Below are 20,084 nucleotides of genomic sequence, written 5' to 3' on the forward strand. Positions count from 1 at the left end.
TGTTGGAGGTATCATCATGGAAGCAATTGAAAAAATTAAAAAGATCGAAACGGATTTAAATGAAAAGATCAAAAGTATACGGCCTAAATTTGTGAAAACAAGACTTATAGCTAGAACATGGAAAATAATCATTATTTCATTAGGTATTACGACTACCATCATATTAGGAATTAAAGATATATCTTGGGGGAGTACGGTAGGATTTATCATGTCTGCGTTACTTACTGGGGCTACTGCAGTTGAAAGTTTATTTAACTATGCTTCTAAATCTGTTCAAGAACATGAATACTACGTGAAATTAACAGATCTCAGACAGGATATAGAATTTTATAAAGAAGGCAAAGCTTTAGAAGATTATCATTTAGCAGATGTTCAAACTTTTTTTGACGAATTTAGGAAGTTGAGAAATGAATTTCATACTTTTAGAGTCAACACTGTAAAAGTCTCTTATGAGAGCACCAATGTTAAGTCAAATTGAGAAATTCTTTGAACTAATATCCAGAACTACTAACCAACAAATGCTCCGTTGGAATCTGTGGGACATTAACTTTAGGAAAGGTTTGAATCAACTGGAAATATGTTAAGTCTCATCGATCGTTGAAACGAAATGCATGGATTTCATCATCATCCCTGCTGCTGATTTAATGATGGTGCATGAATACGGAAACGTTAAGTGAAATCCCCGAAATCAAAATCAGTTATTTTGAAATAAAAAAAAAGAAGTGAGAAGTAGATGAACTGTGACCCGTAAGATAGACACTTTGAAAAAAGTGCCCTCTTACGGGTCTTTTGTGTTTTAATCAGATTAGAAAAAGTTTGCGAGGGTGCAGATCATGGGGAAAATGAGAAGGTCTTTTACATAACAAGAGATTCAAGTTTTAGAGTCGAATCCATCCGTACTTCGTGTCTCGGAGAAAAACATCACTTATTCACCTGCCTTTAAAATAGATGCTGTACGAGCGAATCAAGCTGGGTCAACACCCATTGAGATTTTCTCTTTAGCCGGATTCGACATGGGGCTGATTGGGCAGGAGACACCAAAGAAGTGTTTGCAAACGCTGGAGTAAAATACACGCTTCGTTAGGCGAAACCGGATTATTGGAAGAACGCAGAGGGAAAGGAAGTTCAGGAAGACCTAACGGTAGTGAGCGATCCGCCGAAGAGAAACTCCGACTCGCTGAAGCCCGTATCAAGCTCCTTGAGGCCGAGAATGAACTCTTAAAAAAGCTAGAAGCGCTCGAAAGGCACAAAGACAACAATGAACTACTATCGTCTTCCGAGCGCTTTCAACTGATAAATCAAGTCGTTCGCAAACACGGATTGAGACGCCTAACCCGATATCTTTGCAAGCTTGCTGAGGTGAGTGCAAGCAGCTATTACCGATGGTGCACTGCAGAGGAAAAACACCAGCTTCGTGAGTCTGCTGATGAAAGAGATGGCATACTCATTAAGGCGCACTATGATGCACTCCAAGGAAAAGTAGGTGCCCTCGTTATAAAAATGCGGCTAGAACGTCTAAACGGAATCATCATGAATCACAAAAAAATCCGACGCCTCATGCGTAAATTCAGGCTGATTGCCGTTATTCGTCAAGCCAATCCATACCGTAAAATGGCTAAAGCTACTCAAGAGCACCGTACATGCCCGAATCTCCTGAAGCGTCAATTTGACTGCGGAGAACCTGAAAAGGTCTTGCTTACCGATATCACTTATTTACGTATAGAAACGGTCAATGGGCTTATTTGTCCTGCGTAAAGGACGGAGCAACAAGAGAAATCCTAGCCCATTACCTATCTTCAACCTTGGAAGTGTCACTTGTTAAACGAACACTACAACGTTTGCTCGATCGTCTGGGGGGAAGTATTCATTCTGAGGCTGTGATTCATTCAGATCAAGGTTTTCACTACACACACTCACAAGTGCGCTCGATGATTACTGAATCAGGGTTCAAACAATCCATATCACGGAAAGGAAACTGTTGGGATAATGCCTCAATGGAGAGGTTTTTCGGACATATGAAAGATGAACTAGAATACAAAGAGTGCACATCTCTGCATGAGCTGCGAGTTCGCGTCAATGAATACATCACCTACTACAACACGGAACGGTACCAATGGACATTAAAAAAGTTGACTCCTGATGAATACAGAAGCCATCTGATTACCGTTTGAGAACGAAGGTCCTTTTTAAAAGTGACCACAAACAGGGTCACAGTTCATAGATCGTTGATCCAGTTACACGACATAGAAATAGAAAATATAAAGGAATGCCTGGCTTTGGAAGTAAGTACAGATCAAAAGAGTTGGGATCGTTCCGTCTCATATTCTTTATCATTAGCCTATGTGCATGGAGAAGCGGCAGTTCCGTTTGCAATTAATGATGATAAAATAATAGAGCCTGTTATGTTAAGGTATAATAAGGAATTGAACAATTTTCTTTATGGAAATTTCTAATAGATCATAAGTTTCAGTCAAAGGGGTATGGGAAAAGTGCATTAAAAAGTGTTCTTCAATGGATCAAACGTACGACAAGTTGTCATGAAATTGTGGTGTCATATTATAAGGATAATGAGATTGCAGGTAAGCTATACAAAGATTTTGGATTTAAAGATATGAATGATAATGAAAATGAGGATAAAGAAATGGATCTAATACTACAGTGGTAAAGAATATAAAATTGATTTTAAAAATAATTAACCTCTGATGAGATGAAGTCATAAAAATTTATTATCTATTAAAGTGATCTGAGAGTACACCATTCTTATAAGTAAGGGTGATTCATATGGAACGAGGACTCATTAAATTCTTGAACGGAACTTCAAGTTCGGGGAAGACCAGCATTGCGATGGAAATGAAAAAACAGGGAGATATTCCATTTCATCATCTATCTGTGGATCAATTTCTTCATAATTATGATCAATTCATAGATACTACATATCCAGATATTAAACCAATAAGAGAAGTGGAACACCACGTGATGACCGATATCCTGTTCGACCCCATCAATTCGTTGTACTGTGCAACCATTAAACTGTTTTCGGAGATGGGTTTGAATGTCATCGTGGATACGGTTATCAGCAATGACAAGTGGTTTAACGATTTTTATGAGTTACTATCGGATTATCCGATATTGTTTGTAGGTGTACAGTGCTCGAAAGAAGAACTCACCAGAAGAGAGCAGAGCAGGGGAGATCGCGAGATTGGACTTGCCCATTCCCAGTTCGACTACGTCTACTCCTATGATGAATATGATCTGGAAATGAATACGGAAGAGCTAAGTTCAGCTGCATGTGCGGAAAAGATACTAGATTATATAAAGTCTGATCAAGACCAATCGGCATTTAAGAAATTAAACAGAAGAGAGGTGAAACATCATAAAAGAAATTCATTCTAGACCAAGGCTGGTAAGCTGGCGTTTTGATGATGAGGTCAGGTCGGATGATCCGAAGGAATGGAATTGGATAGAGATCACCATGGTTTTCACAGATGGTTCCAGACGATGGAGCATCTTATATACACCAGAACGTTTGCTAAATAACTTGTCTCGACCGGACATTGACCCACCAGGTCTTCATATGCAGCAACTGATTGTTGTTAGAAGCTATGAAGTGGATGATATTGAAAGAGTATTGTATGTTTTTGATGAAGAAGATAAATTGATCGAGGCATCAAGGGAATATCCGGAGTAGCTTTAAAATGATGTGTTATGGCGGACAAGGGGGAGTCATTGATGGAAATTAACGCTATGAATCCAGAAGATCATATCCAACACATGTTACAGTCAATCATTGAACAAACACAATCCATCATTAAGGATAGCAGTAAACAATCCTTTGGCTCATTGGAATATTTCCTGGGACATATTTTGGAGTATCGGGTTAAAAAGCAATACATGACAGATGAGTGGCATATTCGCACACCGCGCTGGCTGGGGGAGTATGGAAATACACCGGAGGAAGAAGAGCTTCTTTCAGACATTTACCGGCTGCAGGCATACATCACCGAAACATTAAAGGGTGGATAAGTGCTCGTGATGTCGCATTAGTCCGACTGAAATGTCGCAAAAGTACATGGTAACACGATACGGAGATCGTATATACTCTCTTTATGTTTCGATAATGAAAATCATTATCAGTACTATACATAAGGGGGATTTACAAATGAAACAAGGAACAAAGGGGCAAGCAGCTGGTAACAAAGCCTATGCTGCTCACAAATCACGATTACTCATGGGCTTGATGCTGGCCCTTATTCTTGTATTGACAGCTTGCGGTGCTGCAACAGGTACAGATAGCGGTAAGAAATCTGCGGCAACGCCAGCGGAGACACCTGCGAATGCGGAAACAAAGACGGACGGAGCTTTTCCCGTAACGATCAAGGGTATGAAGGGTGACATCACTCTAAACGAAAAACCACAGAAAATTGCAGTGCTTGATGTTAAGTTTCTGGATCAGATGTTAGCGGTTGGCGAGAAGCCAGCAGGTAGTGTTATCGCTGGAGGCAACACTGATTTCCCAGAATACTTAGGCGATCAACCGAATGGCGTAGAAGTTCTGGGTACACGGGACGAGCCTAACCTGGAAGCGATTGTTGCACTCGACCCGGATCTGATCATCATGACCGACTTCCAGGAGAAACAGTATGAGAGTGTAAGCAAAATTGCGCCTACCCTGGTACTCGATTTCTACGAAGACTGGCGTGATACGTTAGCTACGGTTGCCCAAGTTACAGACAAGCAGGATGAGGCAGAGAAAGTGCGCACAGCGTATGAAGACAAAATTGCCGGGCTGAAGACAAAATTGTCAGAGAAGCTGGGCGATGAAACAGTGGCGATCATTCGTCCGCGAAAAGAAGGAATTCGTGTTCACGGTATTGAGCATCGCATTGGCGGTATTATGTACAATGACTTGGGGCTGAAGATGCCTGCTTTGGTACAGGAGATTAATGAAGATGGCTCCGTTGAAATTTCGATGGAAAAAGTGCCTGAGATTGGGGCAGATCGTTATTTTGTGCTGTCGGATGAGCTGTTTGCGGCAGAAGCAGAGGCTATGTTGAGTAATCCTGTGTGGAAGTCCCTCGATGCTGTGAAAAATAACCGCACGTATGATGTAAACTCAACACTGTGGATTGCATACTACGGACCGCTTGCAATTAATCTGATTGTTGATCAGGCAGCGGAAGCCCTGCTCGGATCGAATTAATATGAACCGATATCTCTCGACAGACTTATGGAAAGAGACGGTAGAGGATTATTCGATTTTGCTTGGTGAGCCGCCTGAACATAGTGTCCGTACCATTGCTTTGAGTGAGCTGCATGACGAAGAGGCGTGTCGAGAGTATATCCGCTGGTTTCAGAACTATATCGATGCACCTGACATGAAAGTGGCAGCCTCCATGTTAGCCAAGCGGCTTGGCTATCTATGGACGACTCCGCTCGTGACCGCGATGACGTTTCATCATCAACATGTTACTTTTCAGCTGGAAAACAGCTTTCTCTATCACCCGAAGCTCGAAGAACATGAGGGCGGCACACGATTTCCTTTTCTGGCGGTGAATGGGCTTCAGGCTGAAGAAATGTCTGGAGATAGGAAAGTATGGCGGGAAAAAGCGGTCCAGGAGATGTTTGCAGTACAGCTGACACCTCTGTTAAAGGTTCTTGCTGCGATTGCACCTCTTTCAATGAGTATTCTCTGGGAGAATATCATGGTACGGATTGGTCGATTATTCGCTCCTGATGAAGGCGAGACGGAGCAGGAACGTAAGATCATCCGAGAGGACTTCTCCTATCTGACGCAGGTGGCATCCGGACAAGTGTTTGGTGAGAGAAAGAATCCGTTAACCCGCTTCACCGAATGTAAGGACAATGTACATGTTGCCAAAAGTGAGCGGATCACCTGTTGCTTTTATTACCAGATGTCAGGGGAATATTGCCTCAAATGTCCGAAAATTGACAATGAGAAAGAATCTCAATTAAAATGACAACAGCAACAATTTTACCATTGCTATTGTCAGGAGATGAGAGAAATGCCGCTGCAAGAACAGACAAGTCTATGGAGTGATACGACGATCAAGATGCTTGACGGGTATAGCGGTACTTTGCAGACAAGCAGTGTTCTTAGCGAAACCGAATTAACCTCGAATGTATTGCTGCTGGCAATAGGCGGGGAAGGGGAGCTTGCAATGAATGGTGAAGTTTGCCACATTGGAGCTTCTTTTGCTTGTCATGTGGCGAAGGGAACATCCTTTACGCTGACGGCCAGATCAGACGAACTTTATTATATCTTGATTATGTATGAGGCTTCTTCCCTGGAAGGAGCCTCCCATGCGTTGCCCTCGTATCGCAAACATCCGCTGCAAACGTCGTTTATTCAGAACCCTGTCACGCAAGCGGAATGGATTCAGAATGCGGAAAAAATCGTTGCCAAATGGCGCCGCGGCGAAGGGCTGGAACGTTTTCATGCCAATGCGTTGCTCCAGGGGATGATCTACGAACTGATCATGGATTATGAACGTGGTCAAGGCGGAGGAGAGTCCGACATGGTGGATGTTGTCGTGTCCTATATATCATCGCATTATCGCCAGAATCTGGAGCTTAAGGAGCTGGCAGCCCTCGCTGGATGCAGTGTAAGGCAGTTGCAGCGACGATTCAAACAAGAGAAGCAGCTCGGGCCAATGGAGTACGTCATCCAGTTGCGGATGGAGAATGCATCTCGAATGCTGCATCATACGGATGCTTCCATTGGGGAAATTGCTGACAAAATGGGCTACCGCGACATGTATTATTTCAGCAGGGCGTTTAAGAAATATTATGGTGTTCCTCCGCTGCGTTATCGACTAGCAGCCGCTTCAGAACTAGATGAAAACTATGCTCAAGCCTTACTGCGGAATCGCACAGCTTCTTCGTACGAGTCGGCCCAAGGTCCGGTGATCTGCCATATGCGAGGTGAATATCAAGTTACTGAATCACCACAGCGTATCGCCGTACTGGATGTTCAATATGCCGATCATTTGCTCGCGCTTGGGTTGTCTCCAGTAGGAAGCGTAGGATCGGGAAGTGCCGTGGTCAATTTCCCTCAATATATCCGAGCAGGACTTCAGGGTACCGAATTACTCGGAACGTATGAGTATCCTGATCTGCTTGCTTTAGAACAATTGTCACCGGATCTGATTATTTGCACCGAGGTGCATGATCAGCATCATGAACGGTTAAGCCGGATTGCTCCAGTGATTATGTTCAAGCGTAATGAGAGCTGGCAGACCATCCTGGGTCTGTTCGGTGAACTGACAGGCAAGCGGGCAGAAGCAAAGCGTATACTTGCGGATTATCATCGACGTACTGCTTTGCTGTCCGAAGAACTGGCTCCGGTACTGGCAGGTAAAAGTGTGGCATTGATTCGTCCGCTGGACTCTCTCGTTCGGGTTCACTCTGCTGCTCATCGTACAGGTGCTGTGTTATACCGTGATCTGGGTCTGCCTGTTCCGTTATTTGTATCCGATACCGCTGACACGGCCTATCATATCTCGGTTGATAGATTACCGGCTGTACAAGCCAGTCATTACTTTTTGCTAAGTAATGAGCTTATGCAGGATGGGATATCCGCGACAGAACAGCGTGTGTGGGGGATGCTGGATACAGGTGAGCGACAGCAAATACATTCCGTAGATGCTGCGACATGGATCGGGTGCTATGGGCCGATGGGGATCAATGGCATTGTGGATCAGATTGAGCAGGCGTTGTTGGGGTGAGCGGTGGTTATTGGTGCTAGGCGCTTGCAGCGAATGATGGTACTTTCACCTTTTAAAAGTTGATATATTCCAAAAGCATCGGAAGGTCGTCGGAATCCCTATGGGATGAAGAACGGCCTATTTGTTTTATTACTATAATGCAAGGTTGCACTGCATAATCGCATTCAACGCAACCTTGCATATATTCAGCGTATGCAAAGCCCATTAGATTGTATGGATGAGGTTTTGAGAAAATTAATAAATCTCCCTTATACTCCAATTTAGTTTCGCAATTGTAACAATATGGGTTAATATATACGTAGTTCAGGCACTAGTAGGAGGTAATTCAGTGAGAAAAAATATTGCAATAATCATACTAATGGTTGGATTGATCATAAGCATGTACTTCAACTATCAATTCAAAGCGTACAAAGACAATCAAGAAGTGGATTACACGGTTAAACTGAATCATGGAACCGAAATTGGTATAAAAGAATCCATCTACAATCTAGATAATGTGATCAAAAGCTTAGAGGACAATTCTTCGAAGGAAACAGTCATACACGCATTAGGAAATGTGGCCGTATCTTTGAAAGTGGGTGAAGAATCATTCGTATTTCTGAATTCCGACTTCAGGGAAGATCAGTTATCATCAACCAATTTAATCTATAATGTGTTTAGAGATATGTATACGTATATAAGTGTAGAAATCACAGACGACATTTTATCGAATAAGATATCGCTCGAAAATGAATCGAGAAATCAACTGATTAAGGATCTAGGAGTGCTTAAACAAGATTTGGAGTATATTGATAGTCAATTTAACGAGGATATTCTGAAAGAACAAAATCCTAAGTGGATTGAAAACAAATGGAAAGAGTTAATTGGAGAGATTGTAAATCGAAATACGGAATATAAGTTATATGAAAGAATTAAAATGAAATACAACTTATAAGTTGTTTGTGGAAGGAAATTTACATCTAAATAACAACATATCTACGCAGTGTTGCTTTATCTTCTTGGCCTGCTGAGGCTATTCAAAGAAGTGGAGTCAGCAGGTAACCCTACACTATCTTACCGCGTTTCGGCAAGTCGCTGCACTCTTTAAGGTAGTTAGGGTTTGTAGATACACGAACGTTATGTGAGATTCACGATAAAACTTTTTGGGGAGAACGGATGGAACAATTAAAAATTATCAAAAAACCTCCATACTTTAAGATTCTAAATTGTAATGTCACCGAGGTTCTAGATGGATTACTAATAGAAGATAATTATATTTTATTTTTAGATATTTACCATGAAGAAGATATCGATACCTACTTATCTAAAAATAAAATAATAAATTTAGATAATATGATACGAGTAATCAATGATTCAAATAAGATAAGTTTTATACCTTATATCAAATCGAAGAAAGATTTATTAAATCAATTTAGGTATCAGGACTGGGATTTTTCATGTATTGTCTTTGACGAAAATTTAAAGTGTCTTTTCTACATAAGAGGGATAGAAGATGCAGGAGAGAATGGAATTAGAATAAAAGAAATGGAGTCCAATCTATATAATAAGTACTTTTTTAATTATCAAGAGTAGATGGTAACTCTTACACAGGCGAGAGCTGCTGCCCCCGTGATACTCAGCAATCAATGAAGCTGAATGAATGTCAGAAATGCTTAACGTGAAGTGAAAGACAATAAGGAGGGGAATAATGAAGCTTTTTCGTGGAAAAGAAGCCTTAATCCAAGGTGCTATGTGTGTAAAACCTTCAATATATACGCCGCTTGGAACAATTGAAATTTCACTTGTTGTCTCCAGCGAATATTATCTTCCTAATCAATGTTCTCAGCTCAAACATGGCGGATCACTTAACCAGTATTACTACGACTCGTTTGATTGCGAGTTAGTGCTCTGTAATCTGAACCATAGTCATGCTTCACATCAGGAGGTTGAGGGATACTGGGGAGCCGTATTTAGAATCAAACCCAATACCAATCATCAGATAATTACGTGTAGCGTTTCTGCTTCGTGGAAAGAGGGCTACAATTGGGAAGTTTATGGAGCTGACACGGGAGAAAATCTTGAAGCTGTAGAATATGAGAATGAACAATACCATTTACACATAGGAACCCAAGATGCACCTCTGATAATGGGGAAAAGAAAGCAATGTGATATGAATACTAAATCTTTAGATTTAGATTCTGTGAGGTATAGTATTGTTTTACCTACTGATCAAGGCATTGAAATATCTATGGCACATATGGATTCCCACGAGATATACCAAGTACATTTTTTGATAGCGTGGAATAGAAAAATAGAAGAGGATATTTCTACTTGGTTAGCTGTAGACCAGCCTACCAAAGAAATCTTAAAGGTAGAAGGTGTTTGGTGATATTATCCAAATTAAACATAGTCTATGCGTAATTACGTCCCATATGTTTTTACTGAATCCAGCAGTCGCTAGGTCCTAAATACAGGAACGCTACGCTTGATCAGTATCTACCATATAATCTATAAGGAGCAGCTATGAACGAAAAAATTAAAGCGAAATTAAAAAAGCAATTGCTATTCATCGTTCTATTTATTTTTATTATTGCAATTCAATTAACTACCAGATATTTCGCATATCATCCTCCTGTATGGACAACTGCATTATCAACTTTTTGCTTTATTATTTTTTGTATACTCGGCCTTGTAACATACCTTGATCTCAAGAAACAAGAGCAGTTCATAACGATTGGACAAATCGTAGATGTGAGATTGAACAAAAATATCATCGTAGTTAAAGGATTGGGACGAGGTAATAGCAAGATTTTAATCAAAGATAGTCATATTTTGAATATGATGCAGCCAAATGACCTCATTGAAATCACGAGATTAAAATATACAAAAACAATAACGAAAAAAGTGTATAAAGACCAGGAGATAGAACTTTGATCAAGTAGTGGGAGAGATAAGTATTTTACATAATAATAAGAGCATTTTTGGATGTACATCTAAGGTAGAAGGAGAGAATGGATATGGACAACATAATTTCTCATCATTGCAACCTAAATATAAGATATGACCTGCCTGATGAGGTGTGGGCTAAAATTGCTAAAGTATATGAGCGTATGCCAGGCTGGATGGGTTATAACAGTGGAATTCCATACTGGTTTGGTACTGAAGAGGATGAAGTCTTCATTGAAGCATCCGTTGAGCCTAGTGGGTTATCCTTTTATGCGCAGATGAATAGCGAGGATTGGACTTCTTGGATAGAATCATTTAAGTTGGAAGCGTCAAAAGTGTTGGGCTTTGATGTTGGTGAGCCTGAAGATGGATATGTGTGATAAATGTTAATTAATTGAGGATGTCCACGGTAAGGGCGGATGACATCGGTATCTGGATGAATAGGTCCCAATTATCAATGGTAAGCTATTCAGTGGCATGATAACTCAACCAAGCTGTGTGAAATCTATAGTGAAGCATTTAAGATGGAGAATCTTAACCAAAAAAATGATCTAAAAAGGATAAAAAGAGAAAATGATAAACTCTATTAGCATTGATGAACGGAACGGGACCACATTTAATGAAGAGATCGTTATGAATCCTACATGGCTAGACAGTTTACGTTTTTTGAAGAAACTCGATGGAGATAAATTTACATTAGTTTTTTTGGAGGTTTCAGACACAGATTCAGCTTTAGTTGGAGGCGGACCGGAATATTTTGTTGTGTCCATTACAATGGATGAACATATATATACGCTTATGAACGATAAGCAGGGAAACAGTGAAATTTCTCTAGTGATTGGTGGTCAGTTAGGGAATTATTGCGATAACATTTGCATAGAATTAATGCCCATGCTTGAAGTACTAAAGTATTTTTATGAAACCGGGAAACTACACGAATCATATCAATGGAAAGAAGAATAATAATTACTGGTCAGTTAGGGTTCTCGGGCTTGTAACACCAAATATGATGTGAAATTGTATTAGAAGAGTTGGAGTAGGTGAGATCCACACATCTATTTCAAAAAGGTGAAACTCCTGAAAGACAAAACCGAAGTAATGGCGACACTTAGCATACATTGGGTTGTGAGTACAGAAGCTTTATATGAAACTTTCTGATGAAGAGATAATTAATAAATTTATTTATACATAATCTGCAGTGAAAATATCCATAATTTGACTAAATTAAGTTTAAGAAAAACTGTATTCTGAGGAGAATATTCTCAAACATACTAGAAAGATAAACGTTATGTTTCTTCATTTGGATGAAATATTAATTAATTTATAGCAGGGATGCGGGAATTCTGAAAAAAATTTTGAAGTCAATCTACTTATTATCTGCTGTAGGAGTCGGCGTTGGATGTTTTTATTCATTCATATTTTTTATTTTTAATATTGGTGGTGGTTTTATTAGTAATGATAATAAGCCTGCCGCTTTCGGGATCGCTGCTTTGGCAATAGTAGGAACAATCGTTTTTTTACTGCTTGGTAGACTCATTTACAATTCTAACTCCTATATTGGCCCAAGTATTGTAATCATAGTTGTTACGGCTATGCTGACTTTGCCAGTTGTAAATGTGGCTGATAATGTGATTGGTACTTATCAAACACACCGTGCGAAGCCTTATGTGGAAAGTTATATGAATGAGTTAAAAACAGGTTTTGTTGAAACAATAGCACCATTGGAATTTGATTTTAACGAAAGCAAGACTGAAACTCTACGTTACTGGAGTAGTAATGGACATGATATTTGGATCAAATTAAGAAAGAAGAATGAAACACTAACATCAGAGGATTTAAATAACGTAATTAATGCCTTACCTTCAGCTAAGTATAAAGTAAGAGTATTCATATATTATAAGAGCTTTAAAGAGTATCCAAACGATCAGTATTTTATTGATTATACGATTCGAAATAGCACAACTGTTCAACCATATTGTAATTCAGATGACTTTGAACATAATCTATGTGAGTTTGTAAAAGGGCAATAAATAATGTCGGAAAAATATAAAATTGAAATGTAGAACAATGGTAACAGTAAATCCAAAGCATTGGATAACAGATTCTGTGCCATTCTTGCGAGGTATTATGAAGTTAATAAGATTGAAGAGCAGTATAACTGAAGAAGATATAAAAAGAGAATTAATAGGATCGCATGAGTCATTATTTAATGATGAAATAAGATCAGGATTACTCTCTGTTATTAAGAGGTTTTTTCCACAAATGAAAACTGCCTATATCTTATTTTGGACACCTGAACAAGGGGAAGACATTTTCTCGTTGCTGATTAATAACGATACAATTGCAAAAGTAGAAATCGATCGCTACAACCACGATATTAAACCTATAATTGAAAGCAAACAACTAGACAATAGCTATTTAAAAGGACTTAGGAAATATACACAGATTAGACTAGCGATCGCACTTGAACTTGCAAATATGGATCTTAAAAATATAGAAAAAAACTAAAGGAGTTTCCAAATTGAAGAATCAAAAGCATGCAATGATTTTATTATTCCTTTTAATGATACTAGCCCTAAGTGGTTGTAGTTCAAGCAGTGTGAAGACGGATGAAATTGTTGAGGATGGGTTGAACATAAACTCAATTACAGTTGGACTGGGAGGGAGCGAAGAAGATGAAGGTATTACAGTCGTAAGATATCATTTCAATCTATGGAATAGAACCAATAAATCAATCATGTTAAAAACAGTTGAACCGATCTTAAGTAAGGATATTCAGGATCGATTAATTGATAGAGACATTAAATTGGACATAAATGAGAAAGTTGATGGTAATACTTCGGAAGCACTGACAGGTACTTTTAGATTAGATACAAAAGGACTTGATAAAGAAGGAATCATGAAATTAAACATTAATGTTAAAGAATTTAATATAGCAACTGAACAAGTCGTGGGAATTGACGAATCTTAAGGCTAATTAATATCGGATAAAGTGTTTATGTTGTGGGACGGGCTTCCTTTTTGCTGTAAATAGTGGAGTTGTCCTTAAAGGAGGATCTTAAAGAATTGAGAAAACGGCATTCTATTGATAAAGCGGAGTGGTCAGAAACAAGAGAGAACCACTATCACAAAGAATGCAAGGCTATTGTATTTGCATATGGCGATAGACTCATCGAAGTGGATGGCACGGTTTATTTGAAACGAAAAGAAGTCCAAATTAAGGTGATTAAACCTCTTAAGCGAAAAACATTTTGGTATGAAACATGGCTGAAGATCAAAGAAATCTACAATGCATAGTCTAACATGAAATTCAACATGATCACTTAAGAGCCAGTGAAGGTTGATTAATTATTTAGTGAGTCATATCTGGAGGTAATATATTTCAATGACGATAATTTGTCTCGAAGGTGCCAGTTCTGTAGGTAAAAGTACCACTTGTCAGCAGTTCGCTACACAATATGATGCATATATTGTTCCAGAAACAGGGCTTCTTTTTGAATCTCCTCAACTTGAAGGTAAGGAACTTATGATGTGGTTACTGGAGAGACAAATTGAAAGATGGCATATAGCATATGAGAAGAATCAACAACATGAGTATGTGATTTTGGATGGCGATGTATTTAAGATCTGGTACAGCTGGATATATGGTTATGAGCATCTATCTTTAGATGAAACAGCGAACTTTTTTAGAAAGAAATTATTGGAGAATGAAATATCATTACCGGATGCTTATGTACTATTCTGGGCGGAAGAAGATGAACTGCGCAAGCGTAAAGAGATGGATCAGACAAGATCCAGAAGGAATTTCGATAAACACCTACGCATGATTGAACCTCAAATGAGATACTTCCATTATCTTAATGAACTGGTACCAGGATATGTGGGAATTCATAAAGCTGAGTCTATAGCAGATAATGTACATCATATTGTAAAGCATTGCGAGACATTGCCAGACATAAAAAAACGAAAAATCGAGATCTTTGATAGAGTCATTGATTTCTACAAAAGTACTACTCTTTAAACTCCGTATGGTATTTGATATAAGATCCCAAAGCTACTCTAACTGTGTCTTGGTTAAATGACCAAATGCTGCAATCAAAAGAAAAAGAAATATGCGAGGTGAGTTATGGGCGTAAGAAAAAAATATAAACGTAAAATCGTTCACTCCAATCGATTGTTTTATTGGTATGTTGAACCGGATATTGACGATGAAGGAATAATCAAATTACATATCGTTTCTGAGGATAAGAAGTTAATCGTCACTTATGAAGTGGGACAACACAGTATTAAGAACAAGCCCCCATTTATAGTCATCATCGGAGAAGAATTCGAAGGCTGGACAAAAGAATATATAGGATACAGAAGAGTACTCACACCTAAATGGAGCGATGAGATCATCACGCCAAAATGGATAGGAGAAATGATTGATTGGTGCCTCTTGATAGATAAAGAAATAAACATCGTGAATTGGAAAGGTGAACTTCTGCGACCTATCTCTTGAATGGAGTGTAATTGCATTTGAGAATAATTTAGATTCATGTGGACTCTTTTGAAAACGCATACTTGAAAACAAGAGAATGTAATTACAGTTAAAATAAAAGGAGAGAAGCTAATGCAGATGAATCGTGGATATAAGACTGTAAACAAAGTAATGGCTTGTGTTCTGTTCATATTTATCATTATGGCAGTAGCACTACCAGCCCACGCTGAGATAGAGAATGTGGAGACTACGCCTTCCAGGATTCCGTTGTCCTCGCTAGAGGAGACGATCGATTCTTATGTGGCTACGCATGAGAAAAACACCGCTGCCGTTTCAATTGTGGCTATCAAGAACGGGGAAACGATTTTTAATAAGGCCTATGGCTATGCAGATATTGAACAACAGAGAAAGGTGGACAGCTCTACTGTTTTTGAATGGGGTTCCGTCACTAAACTGTTGGTCTGGACGAGTGTAATGCAGCTTGTCGAGCAGGGAAAGCTTGATCTACATACTAATATTCAGGAATATCTACCGAAAGGGTTTCTAAAGAAGCTGGAGTATGATGCCCCCATTACGCTATTAGATCTTATGAATCATCAAGCGGGTTGGGAGGATAGGATGCTTGAGTTATGGTATCTATCCGAGAATCAAGTTATGGATCTGGGAGAAACATTGCAAAAATTTGAGCCAAGACAGATCTATGAACCGAGGAGTGTATTTGCTTATTCAAACTATGGTGTTGCTATGGCTGCATACATCGTAGAAGTGCAGAGCGGACAACCTTTTTACGAATACGTGAATGAACATATATTTAAAACCCTGGATATGAAAGAAACTACGATTCATCCGTCACATAAAGATCGTCCAGACCTCGTGCTGAGAAGGGATCAGATTCAAGGCTATACTGCTAATGCTGAACTCATCCCCAAAACCAAAGTATACATGAACATATATCCTGCAGGAGGTGCCATGGGCACCGCAGAAGATGCAGCAAAATTCCTAGCAGCCCTAATGCCAATCAATCGTGGTAATGTATTATTCAAGAACAAAGACACCTTGAACGAAATGCTGTCAACCAGTCTGTATTATGATGGAACTTCTATCCCTCGAATCGCACATGGATTCATTGAGGTAGAGTACTGGACACCTGCACTGGAACACGGTGGAAATACATTGGGATTTTCGAATAAATTGATCTTTGACCCCAAATCTAATTTTGGGTTAGTGGTGATGACCAACCAGTTCGAAGAAGAGGTATATTGTTTCGGTCTTGTCCAGAAATTGTTTGGGGATAATTACAGCACTAGCTCTGTAACCTCTGGAAATGATGGATATTATCTCACTACACGACGTTCCGGTTCTGGATTTACGAAGCTCTATTCGATTCTTTTGCTGAAAAAGTATTCCACATTTGATCTTAGTAACTTCACCAATGTTGTTGAGAAAGATGGTGTCGTTGAGAAGGTCTCCTTTACTTACAATGATTATGTACGTGTATCAAGCTCAACGATGATCTGGATCATTGCCTCTTTAATAGCTCTTGCAATAGCCATCGTATTCAATTTGAGAGCTGTGATTGGCTATTTTATCCGATTATGTTTTTACAGATTGAAAAAATGGGAAAGACCCGGGACAGGGTTTGATAAATATCATGTTGCCATTAATATTGCAGGTCTGGCATTCCTACTGAATACTACAGTACTAGCCATGCGAGCATTGAGTTTAAACGCCTCTTATTCTTCATTACGAATTCATCTCATCTTTAACCTGATTTATGTGATTCTAGCTTTAGCATATCTTGTCTTGCTAATCTACAAACTGTGGAAGATAAGTTACAGTAAAAAGCGAAAGGTTGTATATATCATGACCGGAGTGTCGACTTTCCTATTTGCTGCTTTTATTGTAGGATGGGATTTGTACTTTTAGAAGGGCACTCATGAAGATGTATTGGAGTGAAAGACAGGAGTTCCTCATCTGGGACTGCTGTCTTTGTGTTTATATGCTCTTTGGCTTTTGGAGAAACTGTAAATGACCATTAGAATATTCAATAACAATAGACCTATATATCCATCTGTTAACTTTGTACGTTCAATCCACTTGTTCACTAACTCTCCAGAGAGTGCTTGTTTTCCTAAATATTTATTTATATCATTCGGATGGATTTCCTCTCTATATATAAGTGGAAACTCCATGCTGTTGGAAGAAGTAGCTAGCGGCGGATAGAACTCTACCCATTTCTGACCTGCCCATCGATCATACTTATAATGCAAGTCTGCGCTGGATTCAAGATTATCCCACCTGAGAAAACCCAATATGATTAGAATACAAAGTGTAAAGACACTAAATATTAACTTCTTGTTATTCAAATATACCCCATCCTTATGTGTGTACTACTAACAATATCACTGTGTGAAAACAATTTTACCATCCGTATATTCTATCAATATTTTCCGTTATCTGTAAGTGGATTTTTCAATGAAATGCTAGTAAGTAAAAAAAATCGATCAAAGAATCGTAGCAGCAGGTGCTAAAGGTACGAGGATAAATTCGCAAAACGATTAGGGTGTAGAAGGTTTTCGAATAAGCTGGACAACGTGCAGGGATTGCAAAAAAAAGGTGAGTATTCATGCGCTTCGCCACTCATTTGCTGGACAACGGGAAAGATCTATGGTAAATCCAGGAGCTACTCGGTCATACGAGTGCACGAACAACTCAGCGATATTCGCATGTTAGTATGAAAAATATTCATCGTATTCAAAGCCAATTGAATCATATGGATTGAGCATCCCTATAATTCTCCCTTTTTCACCAAATTTTTCTTCGCAAAAATCACCGTATAGGTTATCATATACGTAGTTCAGATATCAGGCAGGAAGTGTGGTATTTACGAAGTACATAGATAAGATTTTATACGAAACACTTCAAAAGAGGGAAGAATATGAAGACAAATAAGGCGATGAGAAATTTATTGAATGAGCTTGTTCAATCAAACGAATCGATCAGTTCAAATTTATTTAACCCTACTTTTCATGAATGGGATAATTGCATTTTAGTTGATGCTTCAAGTTTAAGAGAGATAGATTCTTTTGAAGAAACCATGTATCAAGATCGAACGGAACTAGAAGCCTCAATAAATCATTACCATCTAGAGCATTTAAGCACTGGAATAAAACTCATTTCGAATTGGAAAGGGAATTTAGAGTTGAACTATCCTGAAAAAGACTTTATTTTAATTTTAAGTTCTACAATCGAAGGAGAAGATGTGCTAATTAGACTCTATCAATTTAGAGATCATGAACCTGAATGGATTAGACTGAATGATCTTGAAGGTTATAAAGAAGAAGCAATTTTAGTCATTGAGATTTAGAATGTAGTTCAATGAAGCCAAGTGCTTCGTATAAGATAATATTCATGCTGTGGCTCCGATAGAGCCTTGGTCTGCTAGATGGATTTCGAGGAGGCATTTCGGCAGACAACCCCTTTGGGGTTCATGAATACAGGAACGTTATATGAAATATCCATGAAATCCTTGGGGATCACTTTATTTTGGAGGCAAGTTTATGTATAGAAAAAGCAATAGTTTTGGAGAAGGTTTATATAATCTTTCGCAAGCAAGTGAACCAAATGAGCTCTTTGAAGCTTGGGCAAGTATGAACACTTCCGATGATACTAGAGCAGTTTTATCGTTAGACAACTATCATAAAAGTAGTTATCCCATTGGAATAAAAAAACTTATTGAATCTGAAAACAGTCACTTCATTCCTTATTTTTCAAGTGATAAGTTGTACTTTGTAGAAAATGATTTAATTAAAGAAATGATCATGAATGGAAGCAATGACACAACATTTAAAGTGGATTATTCAATCATGTTGGATACTAATTATGCTAGCTATATTGATAATTTCGTTACGAATACTGGATGGTCAACAATGAATAATGAAGTGTTTCAATCTATTGATGTACTTATTCGAGGAGGTCACCATTATGATTATTTGTTTTACATGATTGAGAATTATAAAAATTCTTTTAAATTAGACGAAGAATTAGATGAGTCAATCAGAATGGATAAACGAGCAAAGTTATATAAAAATCTAGTCAGTCTAGAGCTTTTCAAAAGTATTGATCAGAAACAGTATATAGATAACGGAACTATCTCTTACGGAATCAGTGAAACAGAGGCCTTTCTTCTTGCTGACCGAATTTTTAATGGTACATTTAATGCAAATGGAATTAAAGAAATGATGAGCTTATTCAAAAATCTTCATCAAAGTATGACTCTATTACTCATTGGTATTTTAATACATAAATTCGAGAATAAAGTGAGCGTTCCTAAAAAAATAGATAAATTATTTAGGTTCATCAATGATGATTTAGGAATTTATTATGAGAGAGAAGTAGTTGTAGCGCATCAATATTTTTTGAATTCAAAAAACGTTAATATGCTTAATAAAATCAACAAAGGCATGAATACTGAAAAATTATTTCGTCAAATAGAAAATATAGCTTGGGATTTTTCAGTTCCTCGTATCATGGAATATTTTCTTAAGCTCGGTGGAGAAGGGCGTTTTTTTATCCCGTTCTTTTTGACCAATGATTTTAATTTAAGGCAACTCCTGAGTTTGTTTAAGATTAAAGGCGTGCTCTTTGATAAAACAGGAGATTTGTTCGTACCTTTACCTGTTTTTAATACTAATGACTACTTTAAAAAGCATGAATGTAACGTTGAAATTTATTTCACAGATGACATTAAGCTAGATAGAGAAGCTGTCTATCAGAGAAATGTAAAAGAAGATTTTAGTATCACTAAAGAAAAATTTAAAACGTTGGTGCATATTTTAAAGTGACTTGTATGTTACAAGTATAGATACTTCATATAACATAATATTCACGCTGTGGGCACACGCCCTTGGCCCGGCATTCGCCGAACAATCGAC

22 protein-coding genes and 1 pseudogene are annotated in these 20,084 nt (G+C 38.4%); all 23 read left to right on the plus strand.

The annotated features are described in order from the left end of the window. Nucleotides 1-16: 16 nt before the first annotated feature. The 23 genes and pseudogenes from MKX40_RS07560 to MKX40_RS07670 all read left to right on the plus strand — a co-directional run bounded on the left by MKX40_RS07560 (nucleotide 17) and on the right by MKX40_RS07670 (nucleotide 19,994). Nucleotides 17-478, plus strand: a complete 462-nt coding sequence (locus MKX40_RS07560) for an SLATT domain-containing protein (RefSeq protein WP_339240537.1) — start codon at nucleotides 17-19, stop codon at nucleotides 476-478. A gap of 391 nt (nucleotides 479-869) precedes the next feature. Next, nucleotides 870-2,171, plus strand: a pseudogene (locus MKX40_RS07565) (IS3 family transposase). Between the two features lie 610 nt (nucleotides 2,172-2,781). Continuing rightward, the gene (locus tag MKX40_RS07570) at nucleotides 2,782-3,393 is read left to right on the plus strand and encodes a chemotaxis protein (RefSeq protein WP_339240539.1); all 612 of its coding nucleotides are present in this window, start codon (nucleotides 2,782-2,784) and stop codon (nucleotides 3,391-3,393) included. 79 nt (nucleotides 3,394-3,472) lie between these two features. Beyond that, on the plus strand, nucleotides 3,473-3,688 hold the full coding sequence (locus tag MKX40_RS07575; RefSeq protein ID WP_339240540.1) for a hypothetical protein: 216 nt from the start codon (nucleotides 3,473-3,475) through the stop codon (nucleotides 3,686-3,688). Between the two features lie 41 nt (nucleotides 3,689-3,729). Next, entirely contained in the window at nucleotides 3,730-4,023 is a 294-nt protein-coding gene (locus MKX40_RS07580) for a hypothetical protein (protein WP_339240541.1), read from the plus strand. Nucleotides 4,024-4,159: 136 nt separating this feature from the next. After that, nucleotides 4,160-5,200 (plus strand): iron-siderophore ABC transporter substrate-binding protein, encoded by a 1,041-nt coding sequence (locus MKX40_RS07585; protein ID WP_339240542.1) that lies wholly within the window; start codon nucleotides 4,160-4,162, stop codon nucleotides 5,198-5,200. A gap of 1 nt (nucleotide 5,201) precedes the next feature. Then, a complete protein-coding gene (locus MKX40_RS07590; protein ID WP_339240544.1) occupies nucleotides 5,202-5,978 on the plus strand; it encodes a (2Fe-2S)-binding protein in 777 nt (258 codons plus the stop codon). Between the two features lie 45 nt (nucleotides 5,979-6,023). Next, a complete protein-coding gene (locus MKX40_RS07595) occupies nucleotides 6,024-7,745 on the plus strand; it encodes a helix-turn-helix domain-containing protein (protein ID WP_339240546.1) in 1,722 nt (573 codons plus the stop codon). Nucleotides 7,746-8,073: 328 nt separating this feature from the next. Then, nucleotides 8,074-8,679, plus strand: a complete 606-nt coding sequence (locus MKX40_RS07600) for an oxidoreductase (protein WP_339240547.1) — start codon at nucleotides 8,074-8,076, stop codon at nucleotides 8,677-8,679. A 221-nt stretch (nucleotides 8,680-8,900) separates the two neighbouring features. After that, entirely contained in the window at nucleotides 8,901-9,317 is a 417-nt protein-coding gene (locus MKX40_RS07605; protein ID WP_339240550.1) for a hypothetical protein, read from the plus strand. A 115-nt stretch (nucleotides 9,318-9,432) separates the two neighbouring features. Further along, nucleotides 9,433-10,113, plus strand: coding sequence for a hypothetical protein (locus tag MKX40_RS07610; RefSeq protein WP_339240552.1), 681 nt, complete (start codon nucleotides 9,433-9,435; stop codon nucleotides 10,111-10,113). Nucleotides 10,114-10,247: 134 nt separating this feature from the next. Continuing rightward, entirely contained in the window at nucleotides 10,248-10,658 is a 411-nt protein-coding gene (locus tag MKX40_RS07615) for a hypothetical protein (protein WP_339240553.1), read from the plus strand. Between the two features lie 83 nt (nucleotides 10,659-10,741). Next, complete coding sequence (locus MKX40_RS07620) at nucleotides 10,742-11,050, plus strand: hypothetical protein (RefSeq protein ID WP_339240555.1); 309 nt, start codon at nucleotides 10,742-10,744, stop codon at nucleotides 11,048-11,050. A gap of 253 nt (nucleotides 11,051-11,303) precedes the next feature. Next, a complete protein-coding gene (locus MKX40_RS07625; protein ID WP_339240557.1) occupies nucleotides 11,304-11,633 on the plus strand; it encodes a hypothetical protein in 330 nt (109 codons plus the stop codon). Between the two features lie 392 nt (nucleotides 11,634-12,025). Beyond that, nucleotides 12,026-12,700, plus strand: a complete 675-nt coding sequence (locus MKX40_RS07630) for a hypothetical protein (RefSeq protein WP_339240558.1) — start codon at nucleotides 12,026-12,028, stop codon at nucleotides 12,698-12,700. 37 nt (nucleotides 12,701-12,737) lie between these two features. Then, entirely contained in the window at nucleotides 12,738-13,178 is a 441-nt protein-coding gene (locus MKX40_RS07635) for a hypothetical protein (RefSeq protein WP_339240559.1), read from the plus strand. A 13-nt stretch (nucleotides 13,179-13,191) separates the two neighbouring features. Beyond that, complete coding sequence (locus tag MKX40_RS07640) at nucleotides 13,192-13,641, plus strand: hypothetical protein (protein ID WP_339240562.1); 450 nt, start codon at nucleotides 13,192-13,194, stop codon at nucleotides 13,639-13,641. Between the two features lie 95 nt (nucleotides 13,642-13,736). Continuing rightward, the gene (locus tag MKX40_RS07645) at nucleotides 13,737-13,967 is read left to right on the plus strand and encodes a hypothetical protein (RefSeq protein WP_339240564.1); all 231 of its coding nucleotides are present in this window, start codon (nucleotides 13,737-13,739) and stop codon (nucleotides 13,965-13,967) included. Between the two features lie 88 nt (nucleotides 13,968-14,055). Next, nucleotides 14,056-14,691, plus strand: coding sequence for an AAA family ATPase (locus MKX40_RS07650; protein WP_339240566.1), 636 nt, complete (start codon nucleotides 14,056-14,058; stop codon nucleotides 14,689-14,691). A 105-nt stretch (nucleotides 14,692-14,796) separates the two neighbouring features. Continuing rightward, nucleotides 14,797-15,171 (plus strand): hypothetical protein, encoded by a 375-nt coding sequence (locus MKX40_RS07655; RefSeq protein ID WP_339240567.1) that lies wholly within the window; start codon nucleotides 14,797-14,799, stop codon nucleotides 15,169-15,171. A 279-nt stretch (nucleotides 15,172-15,450) separates the two neighbouring features. Then, on the plus strand, nucleotides 15,451-17,076 hold the full coding sequence (locus tag MKX40_RS07660; protein WP_339240568.1) for a serine hydrolase domain-containing protein: 1,626 nt from the start codon (nucleotides 15,451-15,453) through the stop codon (nucleotides 17,074-17,076). A 1,012-nt stretch (nucleotides 17,077-18,088) separates the two neighbouring features. Further along, entirely contained in the window at nucleotides 18,089-18,517 is a 429-nt protein-coding gene (locus MKX40_RS07665) for a hypothetical protein (protein ID WP_339240569.1), read from the plus strand. A 193-nt stretch (nucleotides 18,518-18,710) separates the two neighbouring features. Further along, nucleotides 18,711-19,994: a hypothetical protein gene (locus tag MKX40_RS07670; RefSeq protein ID WP_339240570.1), complete on the plus strand. Its 1,284-nt coding sequence runs from the start codon at nucleotides 18,711-18,713 to the stop codon at nucleotides 19,992-19,994. Nucleotides 19,995-20,084: the final 90 nt, after the last annotated feature.

Source organism: Paenibacillus sp. FSL R5-0517, from assembly GCF_037974355.1.
GTDB lineage: Bacteria > Bacillota > Bacilli > Paenibacillales > Paenibacillaceae > Paenibacillus.